The organism is Ruegeria sp. BHSC276, assembly GCF_059612945.1.
This window is the reverse complement of sequence record NZ_JBXWRP010000005.1, coordinates 189652-206192: the sequence shown is the minus strand read 5'-3', so window position 1 is coordinate 206192 and position 16541 is coordinate 189652. Positions and strand designations below refer to the sequence as shown.

The following is a 16541-nucleotide window of genomic DNA, read 5'->3' as shown; positions in this document are numbered from 1 at the left end:
GCCCTTAACCGCAAATTCACCTGTTGCACGCGAAACTGAGAGGGAACCGATTTCGGTGTCTCGGAAGGATTCGGCGCGATGGGGAAAAAGGATTTGTCAGATCTGCCGGAAGGCGCGGACAGCCCGCTGAATTCGGCCGTCTCTGCGCGCGACAGATCGGCCGTGCAAATGGCGACCGAGGCGGTCAGGCACAGGCAGTGCCACCTGGCCTATCAACCGGTGATGCAAGCCCGGCCGCCCCACGGGGTCGCCTTCTACGAAGGGTTCATCCGCGTTCTGGACGAAACCGGCCGGGTGATTCCCGCGCGGGAATTCATGCCGCAGGTCGAAAACACCCCGATCGGGCGCGATCTGGATTGCGTGGCGCTGGAAAAAGGCTTGCGGGCAATGGCCCGCAACCCCGAAATCCGACTGGCTATCAACATGTCCGCACGCTCGATCGGCTATGCGCGCTGGTCGCGCGTGTTGGAGCGGTTTTTGAAACGCGACCCCACCATCGGCGAACGGTTGATCCTGGAAATCTCCGAGGATTCCGCCATGCAGGTGCCGGAACTGGTGATCGACTTCATGGACCGACTGCAGGACAAGGGGGTCGCCTTCACCCTGGATGATTTCGGGGCCAGCAACTTCAGCTTCCGCCATTTCCGCGAGTTCTTTTTCGACGCCGCCAAGATTGACGGACAATTCGTGCGCGGCATCAGCACCAACCCCGACAATCAGGCGCTGGTCCGCGCCCTGATCGCCGTGGCCCGCGAATTCGAAATCCTGGTGATCGCCGAATCGGTCGAGACCCGGGAGGACGCCGAGTTCCTGATGGCCAGCGGCGTGGATTGCCTTCAGGGATTTCTGTTCGGCGCCCCGTCGGTCAAACCACCGTGGGAACAGAAAAGCGCCGAGAAAACCGCAAGTTGAGCGCCTCATGACCGCGCCAGCCCGTCCCCCGGTCGCCGTCTGAGACAAGCTGTCCGTTGCTGCACATGCAGCGTTGCGCTATTGCAGAGGGGCTGGAGCGGGGGATCACGAGGCGCTCTTGCATCGTCAGAGAGGCTCTCTGCGACCTGCGCCGTCAGATTTCCCATTAGGACCATGACGGTAAAGGAATGACTCAATGACAAACGTTGTAATCGCATCCGCCGCGCGTACGGGCGTCGGCAGTTTTGGCGGTTCGTTCGCGAACACCCCCGCACATGATCTGGGCGCGGCCGTTCTGGAAGCCGTCGTCGAACGCGCCGGGATCGATAAGGCTGAGGTGAGCGAGACCATCATGGGCCAGGTCCTGACCGCGGCACAGGGCCAGAACCCCGCCCGTCAGGCCCACATCAACGCCGGCTTGCCCACGGAAAGCGCGGCTTGGGGCATCAACCAGGTCTGCGGCTCGGGGCTGCGCGCCGTCGCACTGGGCGCTCAGCACATCCAGCTGGGCGATGCCGAGATCGTCTGCGCCGGCGGTCAGGAAAACATGACCCTGTCGCCCCATGCGGCATCGCTGCGCGCAGGCCACAAGATGGGCGACATGACCTATATCGACACGATGATCCGCGACGGTCTGTGGGATGCGTTCAACGGCTACCACATGGGTCAGACCGCCGAGAACGTGGCCGAGAAGTGGCAGATCAGCCGCGACATGCAGGACGAATTCGCCGTGGCCAGCCAGAACAAGGCCGAGGCCGCGCAGAAGGCCGGCAAGTTCAAGGACGAGATCGTGCCCTTCACCATCAAGACGCGCAAGGGCGACATCGTGATGGACAGCGACGAATACATCCGCCACGGCGCCACCATCGAAGCCATGCAGAAGCTGCGCCCGGCCTTCACCAAGGACGGAACCGTGACGGCGGCAAACGCGTCCGGCCTCAATGATGGCGCAGCGGCGACCCTGCTGATGTCCGCCGACAACGCGGAAAAGCGCGGGATCGAGCCGCTGGCCCGCATCGCGTCCTACGCAACCGCCGGGCTGGACCCGTCGATCATGGGCGTCGGGCCGATCTATGCCTCGCGCAAAGCGTTGGAAAAGGCCGGCTGGTCGGTTGACGACCTGGATCTGGTCGAGGCCAACGAGGCCTTTGCCGCACAGGCCTGCGCCGTGAACAAGGACATGGGCTGGGATCCCTCGATCGTAAACGTCAACGGCGGCGCCATCGCCATCGGCCACCCGATCGGTGCGTCGGGCTGCCGGGTTCTGAACACCCTGCTGTTCGAAATGAAGCGCCGGAACGCCAAAAAGGGCCTGGCAACCTTGTGCATCGGCGGCGGCATGGGCGTTGCCATGTGCGTGGAGCGTCTCTGAGGCCGAAGCCGGTTAGCCGGCCCCGCCGTACCGCCTTTGGGGTGGCCCTTGCGATCCATCGCGCAAGGGCCACAAGGATGACGCAACCCGGCAACTCTTCTGCGGCGCGGCAATTTTCCGAAGAAAGATTATTGCGTAGCTGTAGCGGTTTTTGTAGCAACATTATCAAGCCATATTTTCAATGGAGGAGTCTTAAATGGCACGAACAGCTCTCGTAACTGGCGGCACCCGCGGCATCGGCGCGGCGATTTCCAAGGCGCTGAAGGCCGAAGGATACAATGTCGCCGCCTCGTATGCGGGGAATGACGAGGCCGCGGCCAAGTTCACCGAAGAAACCGGCATCCCCACCTACAAATGGAACGTCGCGGACTATGACGAGTCCAAGGCCGGGATCGCGAAGGTCGAAGCGGATCTGGGGCCGATCGACATCGTGGTCGCCAATGCTGGCATCACCCGCGACGCGCCGTTCCACAAGATGACCCCCGAACAGTGGCACCAGGTGATCGACACCAACCTGACGGGCGTGTTCAACACCATCCACCCCGTCTGGCCAGGAATGCGTGAGCGCAAGTTCGGCCGGGTGATCGTAATCAGTTCGATCAACGGTCAGAAGGGCCAGTTTGCCCAAGTGAATTACGCCGCCACCAAGGCGGGCGATCTGGGCATCGTCAAGTCGCTGGCCCAAGAGGGCGCAAGGGCGGGCATCACGGCCAACGCGATCTGCCCCGGCTACATCGCGACCGAGATGGTCATGGCCGTTCCGGAAAAGGTACGCGAGGCCATCATCGGCCAGATCCCAGCCGGTCGCCTGGGCGAACCGGAAGAAATCGCCCGCTGCGTGGTGTTCCTTGCTTCCGACGATTCGCAATTCATCAACGGTTCGACCATTTCGGCCAACGGGGCGCAGTTCTTCGTCTGATCGCGCTTGAAAAACGAAATCGGGCCGACCCCTTGGGCCGGCCCTTCTTATATCCCGTAAGAACGCGCGCGCTGCGCTCAGCGGGAACCCGTGACCCATTTCCAGAAACTCCGGACCAGCGCGCCACGCTCTTGATGAGCGCGTAGAATCGCCTTTTGCGCGGCGGGGTTTGTCGTCATCTCGATCATGGCGGTCCCTTTCTGATTAAATTGAACTTGACTTGCACTAAATATGACTTTTGCTCTTAAAGGGCGCAAACGAGAGTTTTTCCCATGTCGCATAAGAATTTCTGAATCGAAATGAGTGATCGCCTTCCCCCGCTGACCGCCCTGCGCGCCTTTGACGCCGCTGCCCGACACATGTCCTTTGCCAAGGCCGCGGACGAGTTGAACGTCACGCCGGCAGCCTTGTCGTTTCAGATCAAGTCGCTGGAGGAACACTTAGGCCAGCCGCTGTTCCGCCGCCTGAACCGCGCGGTCGAACTAACCGAGGCCGGGCGGACTCTCGCCCCCGGCGCGGCCGAGGGCTTTGCCCGGCTGCAAGCCGCCTGGGCCGCGACGCGCCGGTTGCAGGACAACACGTCACTGACGATCACTGCGGGTCCGGCCCTGACGGCCAAGTGGCTGGCGCCGCGCCTTTATGAATTCGCCCGTGCACATCCCGAGATCGACCTGCGGTTCTCGGCCACCTTGCGCAACCTGGATTTCGACCGCGACGACGTGGATGTGGCGATCCGGTTCGGCTATGGGCAGGATGACGGACTGTATTCGGTTCCGGTGCGGCCCGAGTGGTTGACCCCGGTCATGACACCCGAACTGGCCGAGCGGTATCCGACGCCGCAAAGCTTGACCGAGGCGCCCCTGATCCATGACGACTCGATCGGTTTCCTGAACCCGCCCTGTGACTGGCCCGCGTGGTTCCGTGCGGTCGGGGTGGACTTCACGCCGACCCATGGCACGCATTTTTCAAACGCCGACCATGCCATCGACGCGGCGGTGGCGGGGATGGGCGTTGCGCTTGGGCGGCGGCCCATGATCATCAAGGACGTGATCGAGGGCCGACTGGTCACCCCGTTCAGGATCGCTATCGAAACCAAGGCCCGGTTCCGGTTCCTGTGCCGCAAGGGCGAAGAGACCCGTCCTCAGATCGCAGCCTTTCGCGATTGGTTCCTTGCGGAAATCGAAAAAACTGCGCACATATCCGACGGTTTCACAATCATCCCGGTCGAGGACATTTCCCCCGCATGACCAAGACCCGTGCCACCGCCGTCGGTTTTGTCGCCGTATTGTTGTGGGCCTTGCTGGCCCTGTTCACCGTTGGCTCGGCCCCAACTCCGCCGCTGTTGCTGAACGCGATCTGTTTCAGCATCGGCGGCACGCTGGGGCTGATCTGGGCATGGCGCAGCGGCGGGTTGACCCAGTTGCGTCAGATCAGCTGGAAGGTGTTCACCTTCGGCACCTTGGGGTTGTTCGGGTATCACGCGCTGTATTTCTCGGCCCTGCGCATGGCGCCTGCAGCTGAGGCAGGTTTGATCGCCTATCTCTGGCCGCTGCTGATTGTGCTGTTTTCGGGACTGCTGCCCGGAGAAACCCTGCGCGTGGGGCATCTGCTGGGGGCCTGCCTAGGCTTTTCCGGCGCCGCGCTCATCATCACCGGCGGCGGCAGCACCGGATTTCGGGCGGAATACCTGCCCGGCTATGCTCTGGCGCTGCTGTGCGCGCTGACATGGTCGGGGTATTCCGTGCTCTCGCGGCGGTTGGGCCGGACACCCACCAGCTCGGTCGCGGTATTCTGCGTGTTGACCGCGCTTGCCTCGTGGGCGCTGCATTTCGGCCTCGAGCACACAGTTTGGCCGCAAGGCACGTTGGGCTGGGCCTCGACCGTCGCGCTGGGGCTGGGGCCGGTGGGGCTGGCCTTCTATGTCTGGGATATCGGAGTCAAGCAGGGAGACATCCAAATGCTTGGCACCAGTTCTTACGCGGCGCCACTGCTGTCGACCCTAGTGCTGGTTGTGGCCGGGATCGCCGCGCCCTCGTGGACGCTGGCGATCGCGGCCGTTTTGATAACCGGCGGCGCCGCGATTGCGGCGCGGGCTAGCCTCAGGCGCTGACGGAGAGACGCTCGATCTCTTCCTTCAGCTTCAGCTTCTGTTTCTTCAGTTGGGCAATGTGGAGATCGTCAATCCCGGGCGCGCGCTGGGCTTCTTCGACCTGGAGACTGAGGCTTGCGTGCTTCTTCTTCAGTTCACTCAGATGTGCGCTAACGCTCATGGCGATCCTCCTTCTCTGTTGATCTATCTGACATGGGAAGTTGACCACATCATTTCCACCCTGTCACGCTGCAGACGCACAGAATCTGTCACAAATCCGACAATTTCGGCTGGTCTTTGCCTAAAGCTGCCCGGGCCAGCGCAGCGGCCGCCCTTGTCGCAGGACATCGGACACCGCGGGCGCATAGCTGTCCTCGTCGCGCTCATGGCGGTCGCCTTGATGCAGAATCAGCGGCGCATGCAGGCGAAACGCAGCCCGCCCGCCTTTGCGCGCGCGCAAGATCACCAATTCGGCGGCCCGTCCTGGGCGCGGCGCCAGGGGTAGGATTTCGAGCGACCCCAGCCGATCCGTGCAGGCGGCCATAAGGTCCGGCAGGCGGTCGGCGCGTTGTATCATGTGCAGATAGCCGCGCGGCGCCAGACGACGGGCCGCGGTCTCGACCCATGCGACCAGTGGGGTTTGTTCACCCAGCGCGATGCGCCGACCGGCATCCGCGGCGGCGCTGTGCGCACCAGCACGGTAATAGGGCGGGTTCGCGATGACGTGATCGAACTGAAGCTGGCGCAGCTCGGACGGCAAAAGGGCCAGATCGGCGGCGTGGACCGACAGGGCAACACCGTTTTCGCGTGCGTTCCGCCGGGCCAGATCTGCATAGGCCGGCTGCAATTCCACACCAGTCAGGCGTAGATCAGGAACCCGGGCACCGAGGCAAAGAACCGCAGCTCCGGCCCCGCACCCCAGTTCCAGCACGGACTGGCCGGGGCTGGCCGGAACCGCCGCGGCAAGCAGAACCGGATCGACACCGGCCCGATATCCGTCGCGCGGCTGCCACAGGCGCAGGCGCCCGCCCAGAAAATCGTTGCAGGTCAGATCGGTATCGGCAAACGCGGTCATCGCCCCAAGGGAATGTCGTTGTCGCGCATTACGCGCTGCGCGCGCGCGAGATCTTCGGTCCGGACCATCAGCCTGCGGGGGAAGATGCCGATGCCGCCTTCGAGCACGCTCATATTTACGTCCATCTCAAAGCAGTCTATATCCTCGCCCTCAAGGAGAGCGGACGCAAAGGCCATGACGGTCGGATCGGTGCTGCGCAGAAGTTCTTTCATGGGGATGGATGTAAGGGCAAGGCGGGGCGAAAGTCGAGCCTTGTGACAGGAGTGTGATGGACATCGGCACGATCTCGAAACCGCATGAGCGACTGGCCGAGCTGCTGGCCGGCGAAATGGACGCGGTGAACACGTTGATCCGCACCCGCATGGCCTCGGAGCACGCGCCCCGCATCCCCGAGGTGACCGCGCATCTGGTTGAAGCGGGCGGCAAGCGCCTGCGCCCGATGCTGACCCTGGCTGCCGCGCGGCTGTTCGGCTATGACGGCGATCATCACATCCGCCTGGCCGCCACGGTCGAATTCATCCACACCGCCACGCTTTTGCATGACGACGTCGTGGACGAGAGCGCCCAGCGGCGCGGCCGGCCCACCGCCAACCTGCTGTGGGACAACAAGTCCAGCGTGCTGGTCGGCGACTACCTGTTTTCGCGCAGCTTCCAGTTGATGGTGGAAACCGGGTCTTTGCGGGTTCTGGACATTCTGGCCAATGCCTCGGCCACGATTGCCGAAGGCGAGGTGCTGCAGATGACCGCTGCCACCGACCTGCGCACCGACGAGAGCGTGTATCTGCAGGTCGTGCGCGGCAAGACCGCGGCGCTGTTTTCCGCGGCGACCGAGGTGGGCGGCGTGATCGCCGGCGCCTCCGAGGAGCAGGTCCGGGCGCTGTTCGCCTATGGCGACGCGCTGGGCATCGCCTTCCAGATCGCCGACGACCTGCTGGACTATCAGGGCGACAGCGAGGCCACCGGCAAGAACGTGGGCGACGATTTCCGCGAGCGCAAACTGACCCTGCCCGTCATCAAGGCGGTTGCGCAGGCCACCCCCGAGGAACGCGCCTTTTGGGAGCGCACCATCGAAAAAGGCCGCCAGCAGGATGGCGACCTGCAACACGCGCTGGGCCTGATGCGCAAATACCGCACGCTGGACGCCACCCGCGCCGATGCGCTGGGCTGGGCCGCCAAGGCCAAGGCGGCGCTGGCGGTTCTGCCCGACCATGAAATCCGCGACCTGTTGCGGGATATGGCCGACTATGTCGTAGCGCGCCTCAACTGAGCGTCACCGCCCGGCACCACCAATCCGCCTGCGCAACGCCGATCTCGTAAGCTGCGAAATGCGCGGCCTTCATCGTTGGGTACAGCGCGAAACAGGTCGACCCCGACCCGGACATCCGCGCTAGCAGCGCATCCCGCGTACCTGACAACGCATCCAGAACATCCGCGATTTCCGGAGCAAGACCAATCGCTGCGGGCTGCAGGTCGTTGCGCTGCCCGCGCAGCCAGTCGGCGCAGTGTTCCGGCCCGTCAAACGCCGGCAGGTCGGCCGGCATTGCAGGATTGTCGTGCGCGGCCAAGGCCTTGAACACCGGCCCAGTGGGCACCGGCACACCGGGATTGACCAACAAGGCGGGAAGCGGCGGCAAAGCGACCGGGCTGATCCGGTCCCCGATTCCCTGCATCCGCGCCGCGCGGCCCAAGGTGCAGACCGGAACATCGGCGCCCAGGGCCAGCGCAATGTCCAGCGGGATCTCGGCGCCTTCGGGTGACAGAACCCGCAAGGTGGCCGCCGCATCCGACGACCCGCCGCCAATTCCGCCCCCGTGCGGCAGCACCTTGTCCAGATGAACCCGCCCCCGCCAGCCCATCGCCTGCGCCGCCTTCCAGACCAGGTTTCGCGCGTCGGTCGGCACGCCTTCGGCATGTTCGCCAGACACCGAGATTGAAAGATCAGGGCCTGGCTCCAGGGTCAGCCTGTCGCCCAGATCGGCGAAAGCCACCAGCGAATCCAGCAGGTGATAGCCATCGGCGCGTCGGCCGGTCACATGCAGGGTCAGGTTGATCTTGGCGGGTGCGAAACCCTCAATTGCCATTGGCGACCTTCAGCGGTTCGGCCCCCTCTTCGGCCAGCACAGCGTCGAGGCCGATCTCGAGCTTGCGGCGGATGCGGTCCGGGTCCGCCTCGCCATCGGTGTCTTCGGGGTCGATGAAGGACAGGGCGCGCTTCCATTGGGTCTCGGCCTCACGCAGGCGTCCGACGGCCCAGTAGACATCGCCCAGATGGTCGTTCACTACCGGATCCACCGGCATCAGCTCGACCGCGCGTTCCATGTGTCCGACCGCCTCGTCATAGCGGCCCAGCCGGAACAGCACCCAGCCCAGACTGTCGACGATATAACCGCTGTCGGGTTGGGCCGCCACGGCGCGTTGGATCATCTCAAGCGCCTCGTCCAGCTTTTCCCGCCGCTCGACCAGCGAATAGCCGAGGTAGTTCAGAACCTGCGGCTGATCCGGGTTCAGTTCAAGCGCCTTGCGGAAATCGGCCTCGGCCTTGTCCCAGTTCTTCAGTCGCTCGTGGCTGATGCCGCGCGCATAGTACAGAAACCAGTTGCCGTCGGAGTTCGCCTCGGTCAGCTCGATTGCGCGGTTATAGGCGGTGACGGCCGCGGCATAGTTCTCCTGCCGCCGCTGAAGGTCGGCCAGCGCGACGTGAACACCGGGCAGGTCGGGCTGCCGCGCGGCAAGGTTTTCCAGCACTTCGGCGGCGGCGTCGGTCTTGCCCATCCGGGCAAGGACATCCGCCCGGCCCAGTTCGGCAACATGGAAATCACTGCTGGAGGGCGGCACCATCCGATAGGCGGCAACCGCCAGATCATGCTGCTCCAACTCCTCCAGCAATTCGGCGCTCAGGAGAATGGCGTCGATGTGATCGGGCCGCAGATAGGTCGCCACGCGGGAATACAAAAGGACATAATCATGCGCCGCCTCGGTGTTCAGCGCCGCGCCGACGGTAAAAAAGACCTCGGCCACGCCGTCCTGCGCCGACCGGACATGCGTGAAAGGCAGGGTTTCCTCGGCCTGCAACCGGGCTGTATAGGCCTCGATGGTCGGATCGCTGCCCGAAGCAAAGACCGTTTCAAGGAATTGCAGCGCGTCGGCGTTGCGGTCCAGTTGCGACAGAATCTCGACTCGCGCCAGTGCCGCCCGGCGCGAGAACCGCGCGACGCGCCCCTCATCGGCGCCGAAAATCGCTTCGGCGCCTTCGAAATCACCCACCGAGGCAAGCGCCAGCGCCTTGTGATACAACGCAAATTCTCGCAGCCCGTCCTGCGCGGCGACGGTATCGAACTGCTCCATGGCCTTGGTCATCTCGCCCTGGCCGATATGCGCCCAGGCCAGCATCAGCCCGTCAACCAACGGGCCCACGCCCTGGCTCTCGGGGTCGCGGGCCATAAGTTCGGCGAATTGCCCGCGTTGCACCAGATCGGCGGCGATGACCATGCGCGCAGCCTGATTGACGAAACCGTCGGCCTCCATCTCTTGCGCCAGGGGCAGGGCCCGTTCGATTTCGCCCAAGGCCACGCGGGCCAACAGGACGCTTTCCATCAAACGCTGATTCTGGGGATCGAATGCCAGCGCCCTAGTGTAGTATCTTTCGGCGGCGGCATAATCGCTTTCATAAATCGCCTGCCGGCCGGCCAGATAAGCCCCTGCACCGGTGTCCGCCACCGCCGAAACACTCAGAGACATTCCGAGAACCGCGGCCCATGCCGCACGATGCACCAGAGAAACCACCAAGAACCTGCCTTGTCTGCCTGTACCTGCAGCACAAGCTAGGGCCTTGGCCGACCAGAGGCAATGGCCCAGCGGTCACGGCTGTGCCATTGCCCCGTTTCCTGCCTACATGTTGGGATAGTTCGGACCGTCCCCACCCTGCGGCGTGGTCCAGTTGATGTTCTGGCTGGGATCCTTGATGTCGCAGGTCTTGCAGTGCACGCAGTTCTGGAAGTTGATCACGAAACGCGGCTGATCCTCGTCGCGCACGATCTCGTAGACGCCCGCCGGGCAGTACCGCTGAGCGGGTTCGTCATATTTCGGCAGGTTCACTTTCACCGGGATCTGGGGGTCGGCCAGCTTGAGGTGGCAGGGCTGGCTTTCCTCGTGGTTGGTGAAGGAAAACGCCACATTGGTCAGCCGGTCGAAGGACAGGGTGCCGTCGGGTTTCGGATAGTCGATGGGCTGATGCTTGCTGGCTTCTTCGGTGGCTTCGGCATCGGTCTTGCCGTGACCTAGCGTGCCGAACAGCGAAAAGCCCAGTGTGTTGGTCCACATGTCCAGACCACCCAGAGCCAGCGAGGCGGTCAGGCCCCATTTCGACCACATCGGCTTGACGTTGCGGACCTTTTTCAGATCGGCGCCGATGGCACCGTTGCGCACTTCGGTCTCGTAATCGGTCAACTCGTCGCCGCCGCGGCCGGCCTTGATAGCCTCGAACGCGGCCTCGGCGGCTGCCTTGCCCGACAGCATCGCGTTGTGGTTGCCCTTGATCCGCGGCACGTTGACCATGCCCGCCGAACAGCCCAGCAGAGCCACGCCCGGCGCCACCAGCTTCGGCATCGACTGGTACCCGCCCTCGGTGATCGCGCGGGCGCCATAAGCCACGCGCTTGCCGCCTTTCAGCAGGTCGGCCACCATCGGGTGATGCTTGAACCGCTGGAATTCCATGTAGGGAAACAGGTGCGGGTTCTTGTAGTTCAGGTGCACCACGAAGCCCACATAGACCTGGTTGTTTTCCAGGTGATAGATGAACGACCCGCCCCCGGCATTGCCGCCCAGCGGCCAGCCCATCGTGTGGGTGACGCTGCCTTCCTTGTGCTTGGCGGGGTCGATCTCCCAGATCTCTTTCATGCCGATGCCGTATTTCTGCGGCTCTTTCCCGGCCTGCAGGTCATATTTGGCGATCACTTCCTTGGACAGCGACCCGCGCACCCCTTCCGACAGGAAGACGTATTTGCCGTGCAGTTCCATCCCCGGTTCGGTGTTGGGGCCATATGATCCGTCAGGCTCCAGCCCGAACACGCCGGCCACGACACCCTTGACCTCGCCATTGTCGCCATAGACCAGTTCTGAACAGGCCATGCCGGGGAAAATCTCGACGCCCAGCGCCTCGGCCTGTTCGGCCATCCATCGGCAGACATTGCCCATCGAGACGATGTAGTTGCCGTGATTGTTCATCAGCGGCGGCATCGGCCAGTTCGGGATGCGCAGCTGGCCGGCCTCGCCCAACATATAGAAATTGTCTTCGCGCACAGGCACGTTCAGCGGCGCACCCTTTTCCTTCCAGTCGGGGATCAGCGCATCCAGGCCGCACGGGTCCAGCACCGCGCCCGACAGGATATGCGCGCCCACTTCCGAGCCCTTTTCCAGCACGACCACGTTTAGGTCGGCGTCCAGCTGTTTCAGACGAATGGCCGCAGACAGGCCCGCGGGGCCTGCGCCCACGATCACCACGTCGTATTCCATCGCTTCGCGTTCAATTTCGGCCATCGTGGGCTCCTCCGCTAACTATCCGAATTGGCGCCTGGGGCGCGGGCTCGGCGAAATTTTGTTTCCCGGCTGATTACCTGCTGGAAAAGACCTTGGTCAATCAAAACACGGCGTAACATTGCTGCAATGCGGCAGATCAGCCCTCGGGCGCGTCACCCATCAGGTACCTGGGACCGCTACCATAGGTTTTTGCCCGGTCGTCGGGGTTGTAGAGCGCGCACTTCGGCAGGCTCAGGCAGCCGCAGCCGATGCAGCCGTCCAGATTGTCACGCAGACGCAGCAGGGTGTCGATTCGCTGATCCAGATGCGCGCGCAGGCCAAGGCTGATCTTTTTCCAATCCGCAGGTGTAGGCGTGCGGTTGTCGGGCAGCCCGGCCAGAACCTCGCGGATTTCAGGCAGGGTCAGGCCGAACTGCTGGGCGATCATCACGAAACTCAGCCGACGGATGTCGGCGCGCTGGTACCTCCGCTGACCGCCCGGATTGCGCCACGGGGAAATCAGCCCCTGCGCCTCGTAATAGCGGATGGCGGATACCGCCAACCCCGTGCGGCGAGCCAGCGCGCCGATGGAAAGGCCCTCGGATGCGGGCATGATCTCCTCCCGAAAAAAATCTCTTGAGCTAAAGTTAGGTTTAGGAATTACGGTGAGTCGAAACAAGCCTGAACATGAAAAGGAGACCCCATGATGGCGACGCTGGAACACACGAACTTCACCGTCCGCAACCCGCAGGCGACCGCCGCCTGGATGCAGGACGTATTCGGATGGAAGACCCGCTGGGAGGGCCCGGCGATCGCGGGCGGCTATACCGTGCATGTGGGCAGCGCGCATACCTATCTGGCGCTTTACGCCCCGGCCGACCCGAAACCGTCGGGCGAAAGCAGCTATGACACCATCGGCGGGCTGAACCATGTGGGCGTGCTGGTCGAGGACATCGACGCAACCGAAGCCAAGGTCCGCGCCGCGGGCTTCGAGCCGCACAACCACGCCGACTATGAACCCGGTCGCCGGTTCTATTTCGACGACGACAACGGCATTGAATTCGAGGTCGTTCAATATGATTGAGATGCTCTGGTTCGGCGCCGAGGCGCATCGTTGGAAACGCGGTGATCTGCTGGGGCATCGGCACAATCGGAAACCCCCACCACCCCGACGGCGTTAAGTTGCGGATTGCAGGGGCCAAACCCCTTGGCCTCTTGCATTTCACGCCATATTTGGGTCAGGTAATTGCCAACCCATCTTTCGCCCCGACGCTGGTCTCATGCGGCGGGGCGACTCAATTTGTGCGTGGAAAAAAGAAGATATGGAAAAGATCCCCATGACGCCCGCGGGCTTTGCCGCGCTCGAGGCAGAGCTCAAGCAACTCAAGTCCGTTGAACGCCCCGCGATCATCGAGGCCATCGCCTCGGCGCGCGAACTGGGCGACCTGAAGGAAAACGCAGAATACCACTCGGCCCGCGAAAAACAGGGCTTCATCGAAGGCCGCATCAAGGAACTGGAAGGCGTTCTGTCGCTGGCGGACGTGATCGATCCGACCAAACTGTCGGGCGCGATCAAGTTCGGTGCCAAGGTCACGCTGGTGGACGAGGACACCGACGAGGAAAAGACCTGGCAGATCGTGGGAGAGCACGAGGCCAATATCGAAAAGGGCCTGCTGAACATCAAATCGCCCATCGCCCGTGCCCTGATCGGCAAGGAAGAAGGCGACAGCGTCGAAGTGCGCACCCCCGGCGGCGTGCGCTCTTACGAAGTGCTGAGCATCCACTACGCCTGATCGGAGCGCGCCATGTCGGGCCAAGACCCTGATCCGGACAGCAAACGGCCCACCTGGCTGGGCATCTATGACCGTCCGGGCCGACCCAGCGTCACCGGGATCGAGATTGCGGCCGCGGCCCTCAGCCTGATCTGGCTGGTGGTGGCCGTGGTCTTTCTGGTGCTGCCCGAGCAGACGCAGGCCGGCAGTTTCATCGTGATGCTGCTGGCGGTGTTCATGCCGGTGGCGATGATCTGGGTAGGGGCGCTGGCCATGCGCGCGAGCCGCATCATGCGCGAAGAAAGCGCCCGGCTGCAGACCGCGATCGACGCGATCCGCCAGGCGTACGTATCGCAGCAACAGCGGTCGGCCAGCACCTACGAACCCGCGGTGGCCCGGAAACTGGATGAAATCGCTGCGGCTGCCCGGCACACCCAAAGCACGCTGGCCACGTTCTCCAGCAAGCGGCGGGATCTTGCGCCGCAGGCAAGACCTGCTGCGCCCTCGGGCCAGACCTCGTTGGAACTGGGCACCCCGGCCGAAGAGTTAGCGACTCCTCTGCCCACCGACATTTTCATCCGGGCGCTGAACTTTCCCGAAACCGCCGAGGACACCGAAGGCTTCAACGCCCTGCGCCGCGCCATGAAAGACCGCAAGACCGCGCAACTGGTGCAGGCCGCCGAGGACGTGCTGACCCTGCTCAGCCAGGAAGGCATCTACATGGACGACCTGCACCCCGACATGGCCCGCCCCGAGGTCTGGCGGCAGTTCGCCAAGGGCGAACGAGGACGTTCGGTCGCTGCGTTGGGCGGTATCCGCGACCGGTCGTGCCTGGCGCTGACCTCGGCGCGGATGAAGCAGGACCCGATCTTTCGCGATGCGGTGCATCACTTCCTGCGCCGCTTCGACACCATGATCGTCGAGTTCGAACCTCAGGCCAGCGACGCCGACCTGACCGCTTTGGGCGACACGCGCACGGCGCGCGCCTTCATGCTGCTGGGCCGGGTGGCCGGGACCTTCGACTAGCCACCGTCCGGTACCACCCACCGCATTTTCGTGGCCGAACTGAAGCCGAACCGGTGTTTGAACGGGCCGGTACGGTCCTGCCCGATCGCCTAAAACCCTTCGCGCTCGTACAGGATACGCGCGCGCGGGTTGGTGTCGATCACGTCCAGTTGCACCTCGTGCATGCCCAGCCCCTGTGCCTCGTCCTTGATCGCCCGCAGTAATAGGGTCCCGACACCCTGCCCGCGCGCCTCGGTCGCTACGCGTATGCCATCCAACTGGAACACGCCCGGCTTCAGGTCGCGCTCCAGAACGCTCAGGATCAGGCCGCGCCATACGGCGCCGAACCAGCCATAGACCCGGGCCAGATCCGCCGGCCCGCCCCCAGCCCGCCCTGCGTCAGCCCGCCGTCGCGGGTCTTTTACCCCGCCAACCCCGGCATCCGACCATCCGCATCCCGCGCCACCAGAGCGAAATCGGGGTTCAGCGCCCGTTCGAAAAAAGGCCATGCCGCGCGCGTCCGGCCTCATGACGCGCGACAGTTTGCCCAAAAACGCCTGCCAGAACCGCTCAGCCGCCCGCGCGGGCGCATCGGGGGAAAACCCGCGAGAGACCGAAACCGTCACAGGCCGAAACTGCCATAGGGTATGAAGCGAACCGGGTCTCCGGGCTGGATGTCCAGCGGGCCGTCCGGCAGTTCGACCAGCCCTTCGGCCCAGCTGAGCCCGCTGATGCGACCCGACCCTTCCGAGTGGAACACCTCGACCCGACCGTCGCGGACCCGGGCGCGCAGGTACTCACGGCGGCCCGGTTTCTTGCGCTTGGCGAACGCGGCGGGCAAGTCAAAGCCCTGCGGCTGCTGCCAACCCTCGCCCGCCATCAGGCCCAGCGCGGGCCGGGCAAAGATCAAAGTGCAGATCATCGCCGCCACCGGATTGCCCGGCAGGCCGAACACCGGCGTGCCCTGCCACAGGCCCAACGCCAGCGGGCGGCCCGGCTTCAGCGCGATGCGCCATTCCTGCAAGGCTCCCGTCGCCCGCAACAGGGCCGAGACATGATCCTCGTCCCCCGCCGAAGCGCCGCCGCTGGTCAGGATCGCGTCAGTCTGTTGCGCGGCCTGGTCCAGCCGGTCTCGCAGCACGGTCCGGTCGTCACCCACGCGGCCCACATCGACCGGCACAAAGCCCATCCGTTGCAGCATCGCCAACAGCATCGGGCGGTTCGCATCATAGATCTGACCCGGCCCCGCGGCCTGGCCCGGATCACGCAATTCATCGCCGGTGGACATAACCCCCACGCGCAAGGGGGTGCGGACCGGGACCTCGGCCACGCCCACCGCCGACAGCAGCGCCAGATCGGCGGGTGTCAGGCGTCGCCCGGCCGGCAGAGCCAAGGCGCCGGCCTGCACGTCTTCGCCCGCCTTGCGCGTGTTGGCACCGGCCTTCAAAGGCCCATTGAAGGCGATGTGGCCGTCCTGCACGGCCACATCTTCTTCGAGAATGACGGTGTCCACCCCCTCGGGCAGCGGTGCGCCGGTCAGAACGCGCAGCGCCTGACCCGCCGGCACAATCCCCGCGAAAGGCACACCCGCCGCCGCGCGCCCCTCGGTCAGCAGCAAGACATTCGGGCCCTCGGGCCGACCACCGGCAAAGCCGTACCCGTCCACCGCCGTGTTGGGCAGCGGCGGATTCGACCGTTGTGCGATCACGTCCTGCGCTAGAACGCGCCCGCAGGCTTGACCAACGGGCAGGGTCTCGACACTGGCCACCGGGTGCAACCGGTCGCGCAACAGGGCCAGCGCGTCATCGACCGGGGTCCATTCGACCCCCGGCGGCAGGGCGAAACAGTCGTTTTTCAGCGGTGGAGGCGCAATCTTCGGCATG

The 16541-nt window shown here is 64.2% G+C and carries 18 protein-coding genes; 9 read left to right on the top strand and 9 right to left on the bottom strand.

What is annotated here, in order from left to right:
• Positions 1-78: 78 nt before the first annotated feature.
• The 5 genes from AC2FMD_RS10105 (at position 79) to yddG (ending at position 5313) form a co-directional block, all read left to right on the top strand.
• Positions 79-912, top strand: a complete 834-nt coding sequence (locus tag AC2FMD_RS10105) for an EAL domain-containing protein (protein WP_496688011.1) — start codon at positions 79-81, stop codon at positions 910-912.
• Between the two features lie 196 nt (positions 913-1108).
• Positions 1109-2284 (top strand): acetyl-CoA C-acetyltransferase, encoded by a 1176-nt coding sequence (locus AC2FMD_RS10100; protein ID WP_496682987.1) that lies wholly within the window; start codon positions 1109-1111, stop codon positions 2282-2284.
• Between the two features lie 196 nt (positions 2285-2480).
• Positions 2481-3203 carry an acetoacetyl-CoA reductase gene (phbB, locus tag AC2FMD_RS10095; protein WP_496741553.1) on the top strand — a complete coding sequence of 241 codons (723 nt, stop codon included), beginning with the start codon at positions 2481-2483 and terminating at the stop codon, positions 3201-3203.
• A gap of 299 nt (positions 3204-3502) precedes the next feature.
• Positions 3503-4450, top strand: a complete 948-nt coding sequence (locus AC2FMD_RS10090) for a transcriptional regulator GcvA (RefSeq protein WP_496682990.1) — start codon at positions 3503-3505, stop codon at positions 4448-4450.
• Entirely contained in the window at positions 4447-5313 is an 867-nt protein-coding gene (gene yddG, locus AC2FMD_RS10085; RefSeq protein WP_496741550.1) for an aromatic amino acid exporter YddG, read from the top strand. Before AC2FMD_RS10090 ends, yddG begins: the two co-directional genes overlap by 4 nt.
• Here yddG and AC2FMD_RS10080 read toward each other — a convergent pair.
• The 3 genes from AC2FMD_RS10080 to AC2FMD_RS10070 all read right to left on the bottom strand — a co-directional run bounded on the left by AC2FMD_RS10080 (position 5303) and on the right by AC2FMD_RS10070 (position 6579).
• Positions 5303-5473 (bottom strand): YdcH family protein, encoded by a 171-nt coding sequence (locus tag AC2FMD_RS10080; protein WP_496682994.1) that lies wholly within the window; start codon positions 5471-5473, stop codon positions 5303-5305. The genes yddG and AC2FMD_RS10080 overlap by 11 nt on opposite strands.
• Before the next feature lie 120 nt (positions 5474-5593).
• Positions 5594-6367 carry a tRNA1(Val) (adenine(37)-N6)-methyltransferase gene (locus tag AC2FMD_RS10075; RefSeq protein WP_496741548.1) on the bottom strand — a complete coding sequence of 258 codons (774 nt, stop codon included), beginning with the start codon at positions 6365-6367 and terminating at the stop codon, positions 5594-5596.
• Positions 6364-6579 carry a putative signal transducing protein gene (locus AC2FMD_RS10070; protein ID WP_496741546.1) on the bottom strand — a complete coding sequence of 72 codons (216 nt, stop codon included), beginning with the start codon at positions 6577-6579 and terminating at the stop codon, positions 6364-6366. Before AC2FMD_RS10070 ends, AC2FMD_RS10075 begins: the two co-directional genes overlap by 4 nt.
• 56 nt (positions 6580-6635) lie before the next feature.
• Here AC2FMD_RS10070 and AC2FMD_RS10065 point away from each other — a divergent pair, with 56 nt between their 5' ends.
• Positions 6636-7634: a polyprenyl synthetase family protein gene (locus AC2FMD_RS10065; RefSeq protein WP_496683003.1), complete on the top strand. Its 999-nt coding sequence runs from the start codon at positions 6636-6638 to the stop codon at positions 7632-7634.
• Here the strand turns inward: AC2FMD_RS10065 and AC2FMD_RS10060 are convergent.
• The 4 genes from AC2FMD_RS10060 to soxR form a co-directional block, all read right to left on the bottom strand.
• Positions 7627-8448: a 4-(cytidine 5'-diphospho)-2-C-methyl-D-erythritol kinase gene (locus AC2FMD_RS10060; RefSeq protein ID WP_496711635.1), complete on the bottom strand. Its 822-nt coding sequence runs from the start codon at positions 8446-8448 to the stop codon at positions 7627-7629. The genes AC2FMD_RS10065 and AC2FMD_RS10060 overlap by 8 nt on opposite strands.
• Positions 8438-10105, bottom strand: coding sequence for a tetratricopeptide repeat protein (locus AC2FMD_RS10055; RefSeq protein WP_496741540.1), 1668 nt, complete (start codon positions 10103-10105; stop codon positions 8438-8440). Before AC2FMD_RS10055 ends, AC2FMD_RS10060 begins: the two co-directional genes overlap by 11 nt.
• A 150-nt stretch (positions 10106-10255) precedes the next feature.
• Entirely contained in the window at positions 10256-11902 is a 1647-nt protein-coding gene (locus AC2FMD_RS10050; RefSeq protein ID WP_496687996.1) for an electron transfer flavoprotein-ubiquinone oxidoreductase, read from the bottom strand.
• Between the two features lie 136 nt (positions 11903-12038).
• Positions 12039-12494: a redox-sensitive transcriptional activator SoxR gene (soxR, locus tag AC2FMD_RS10045; RefSeq protein ID WP_496683011.1), complete on the bottom strand. Its 456-nt coding sequence runs from the start codon at positions 12492-12494 to the stop codon at positions 12039-12041.
• Between the two features lie 90 nt (positions 12495-12584).
• Between soxR and AC2FMD_RS10040 the strand changes: the two genes are divergently transcribed.
• From AC2FMD_RS10040 to AC2FMD_RS10030, 3 genes are all read left to right on the top strand, one after another.
• Entirely contained in the window at positions 12585-12965 is a 381-nt protein-coding gene (locus AC2FMD_RS10040; RefSeq protein WP_496683014.1) for a VOC family protein, read from the top strand.
• Between the two features lie 238 nt (positions 12966-13203).
• Entirely contained in the window at positions 13204-13674 is a 471-nt protein-coding gene (gene greA, locus AC2FMD_RS10035) for a transcription elongation factor GreA (RefSeq protein ID WP_496683017.1), read from the top strand.
• Positions 13675-13686: 12 nt separating this feature from the next.
• Positions 13687-14679 carry a hypothetical protein gene (locus tag AC2FMD_RS10030; RefSeq protein ID WP_496741538.1) on the top strand — a complete coding sequence of 331 codons (993 nt, stop codon included), beginning with the start codon at positions 13687-13689 and terminating at the stop codon, positions 14677-14679.
• 89 nt (positions 14680-14768) lie between these two features.
• On the opposite strand, the gene AC2FMD_RS10025 is transcribed toward AC2FMD_RS10030, so the two are convergent.
• On the bottom strand, positions 14769-15167 hold the full coding sequence (locus AC2FMD_RS10025) for a GNAT family N-acetyltransferase (protein WP_496794972.1): 399 nt from the start codon (positions 15165-15167) through the stop codon (positions 14769-14771).
• Between the two features lie 113 nt (positions 15168-15280).
• Positions 15281-16540: a molybdopterin-binding protein gene (locus AC2FMD_RS10020; RefSeq protein WP_496741534.1), complete on the bottom strand. Its 1260-nt coding sequence runs from the start codon at positions 16538-16540 to the stop codon at positions 15281-15283.
• Position 16541 lies beyond the last annotated feature (1 nt).

Bases quoted from the DNA above. Each gene is read 5' to 3' on its own strand.
- AC2FMD_RS10105 (WP_496688011.1), top strand. From the start codon at position 79: ATGGGGAAAAAGGATTTGTCAGATCTGCCGGAAGGCGCGGACAGCCCG.
- AC2FMD_RS10100 (WP_496682987.1), top strand. From the start codon at position 1,109: ATGACAAACGTTGTAATCGCATCCGCCGCGCGTACGGGCGTCGGCAGT.
- phbB (WP_496741553.1), top strand. From the start codon at position 2,481: ATGGCACGAACAGCTCTCGTAACTGGCGGCACCCGCGGCATCGGCGCG.
- AC2FMD_RS10090 (WP_496682990.1), top strand. From the start codon at position 3,503: ATGAGTGATCGCCTTCCCCCGCTGACCGCCCTGCGCGCCTTTGACGCC.
- yddG (WP_496741550.1), top strand. From the start codon at position 4,447: ATGACCAAGACCCGTGCCACCGCCGTCGGTTTTGTCGCCGTATTGTTG.
- AC2FMD_RS10080 (WP_496682994.1), bottom strand. From the start codon at position 5,473: ATGAGCGTTAGCGCACATCTGAGTGAACTGAAGAAGAAGCACGCAAGC.
- AC2FMD_RS10075 (WP_496741548.1), bottom strand. From the start codon at position 6,367: ATGACCGCGTTTGCCGATACCGATCTGACCTGCAACGATTTTCTGGGC.
- AC2FMD_RS10070 (WP_496741546.1), bottom strand. From the start codon at position 6,579: ATGAAAGAACTTCTGCGCAGCACCGATCCGACCGTCATGGCCTTTGCG.
- AC2FMD_RS10065 (WP_496683003.1), top strand. From the start codon at position 6,636: ATGGACATCGGCACGATCTCGAAACCGCATGAGCGACTGGCCGAGCTG.
- AC2FMD_RS10060 (WP_496711635.1), bottom strand. From the start codon at position 8,448: ATGGCAATTGAGGGTTTCGCACCCGCCAAGATCAACCTGACCCTGCAT.
- AC2FMD_RS10055 (WP_496741540.1), bottom strand. From the start codon at position 10,105: ATGTCTCTGAGTGTTTCGGCGGTGGCGGACACCGGTGCAGGGGCTTAT.
- AC2FMD_RS10050 (WP_496687996.1), bottom strand. From the start codon at position 11,902: ATGGCCGAAATTGAACGCGAAGCGATGGAATACGACGTGGTGATCGTG.
- soxR (WP_496683011.1), bottom strand. From the start codon at position 12,494: ATGCCCGCATCCGAGGGCCTTTCCATCGGCGCGCTGGCTCGCCGCACG.
- AC2FMD_RS10040 (WP_496683014.1), top strand. From the start codon at position 12,585: ATGATGGCGACGCTGGAACACACGAACTTCACCGTCCGCAACCCGCAG.
- greA (WP_496683017.1), top strand. From the start codon at position 13,204: ATGGAAAAGATCCCCATGACGCCCGCGGGCTTTGCCGCGCTCGAGGCA.
- AC2FMD_RS10030 (WP_496741538.1), top strand. From the start codon at position 13,687: ATGTCGGGCCAAGACCCTGATCCGGACAGCAAACGGCCCACCTGGCTG.
- AC2FMD_RS10025 (WP_496794972.1), bottom strand. From the start codon at position 15,167: ATGGCCTTTTTTCGAACGGGCGCTGAACCCCGATTTCGCTCTGGTGGC.
- AC2FMD_RS10020 (WP_496741534.1), bottom strand. From the start codon at position 16,540: ATGCCGAAGATTGCGCCTCCACCGCTGAAAAACGACTGTTTCGCCCTG.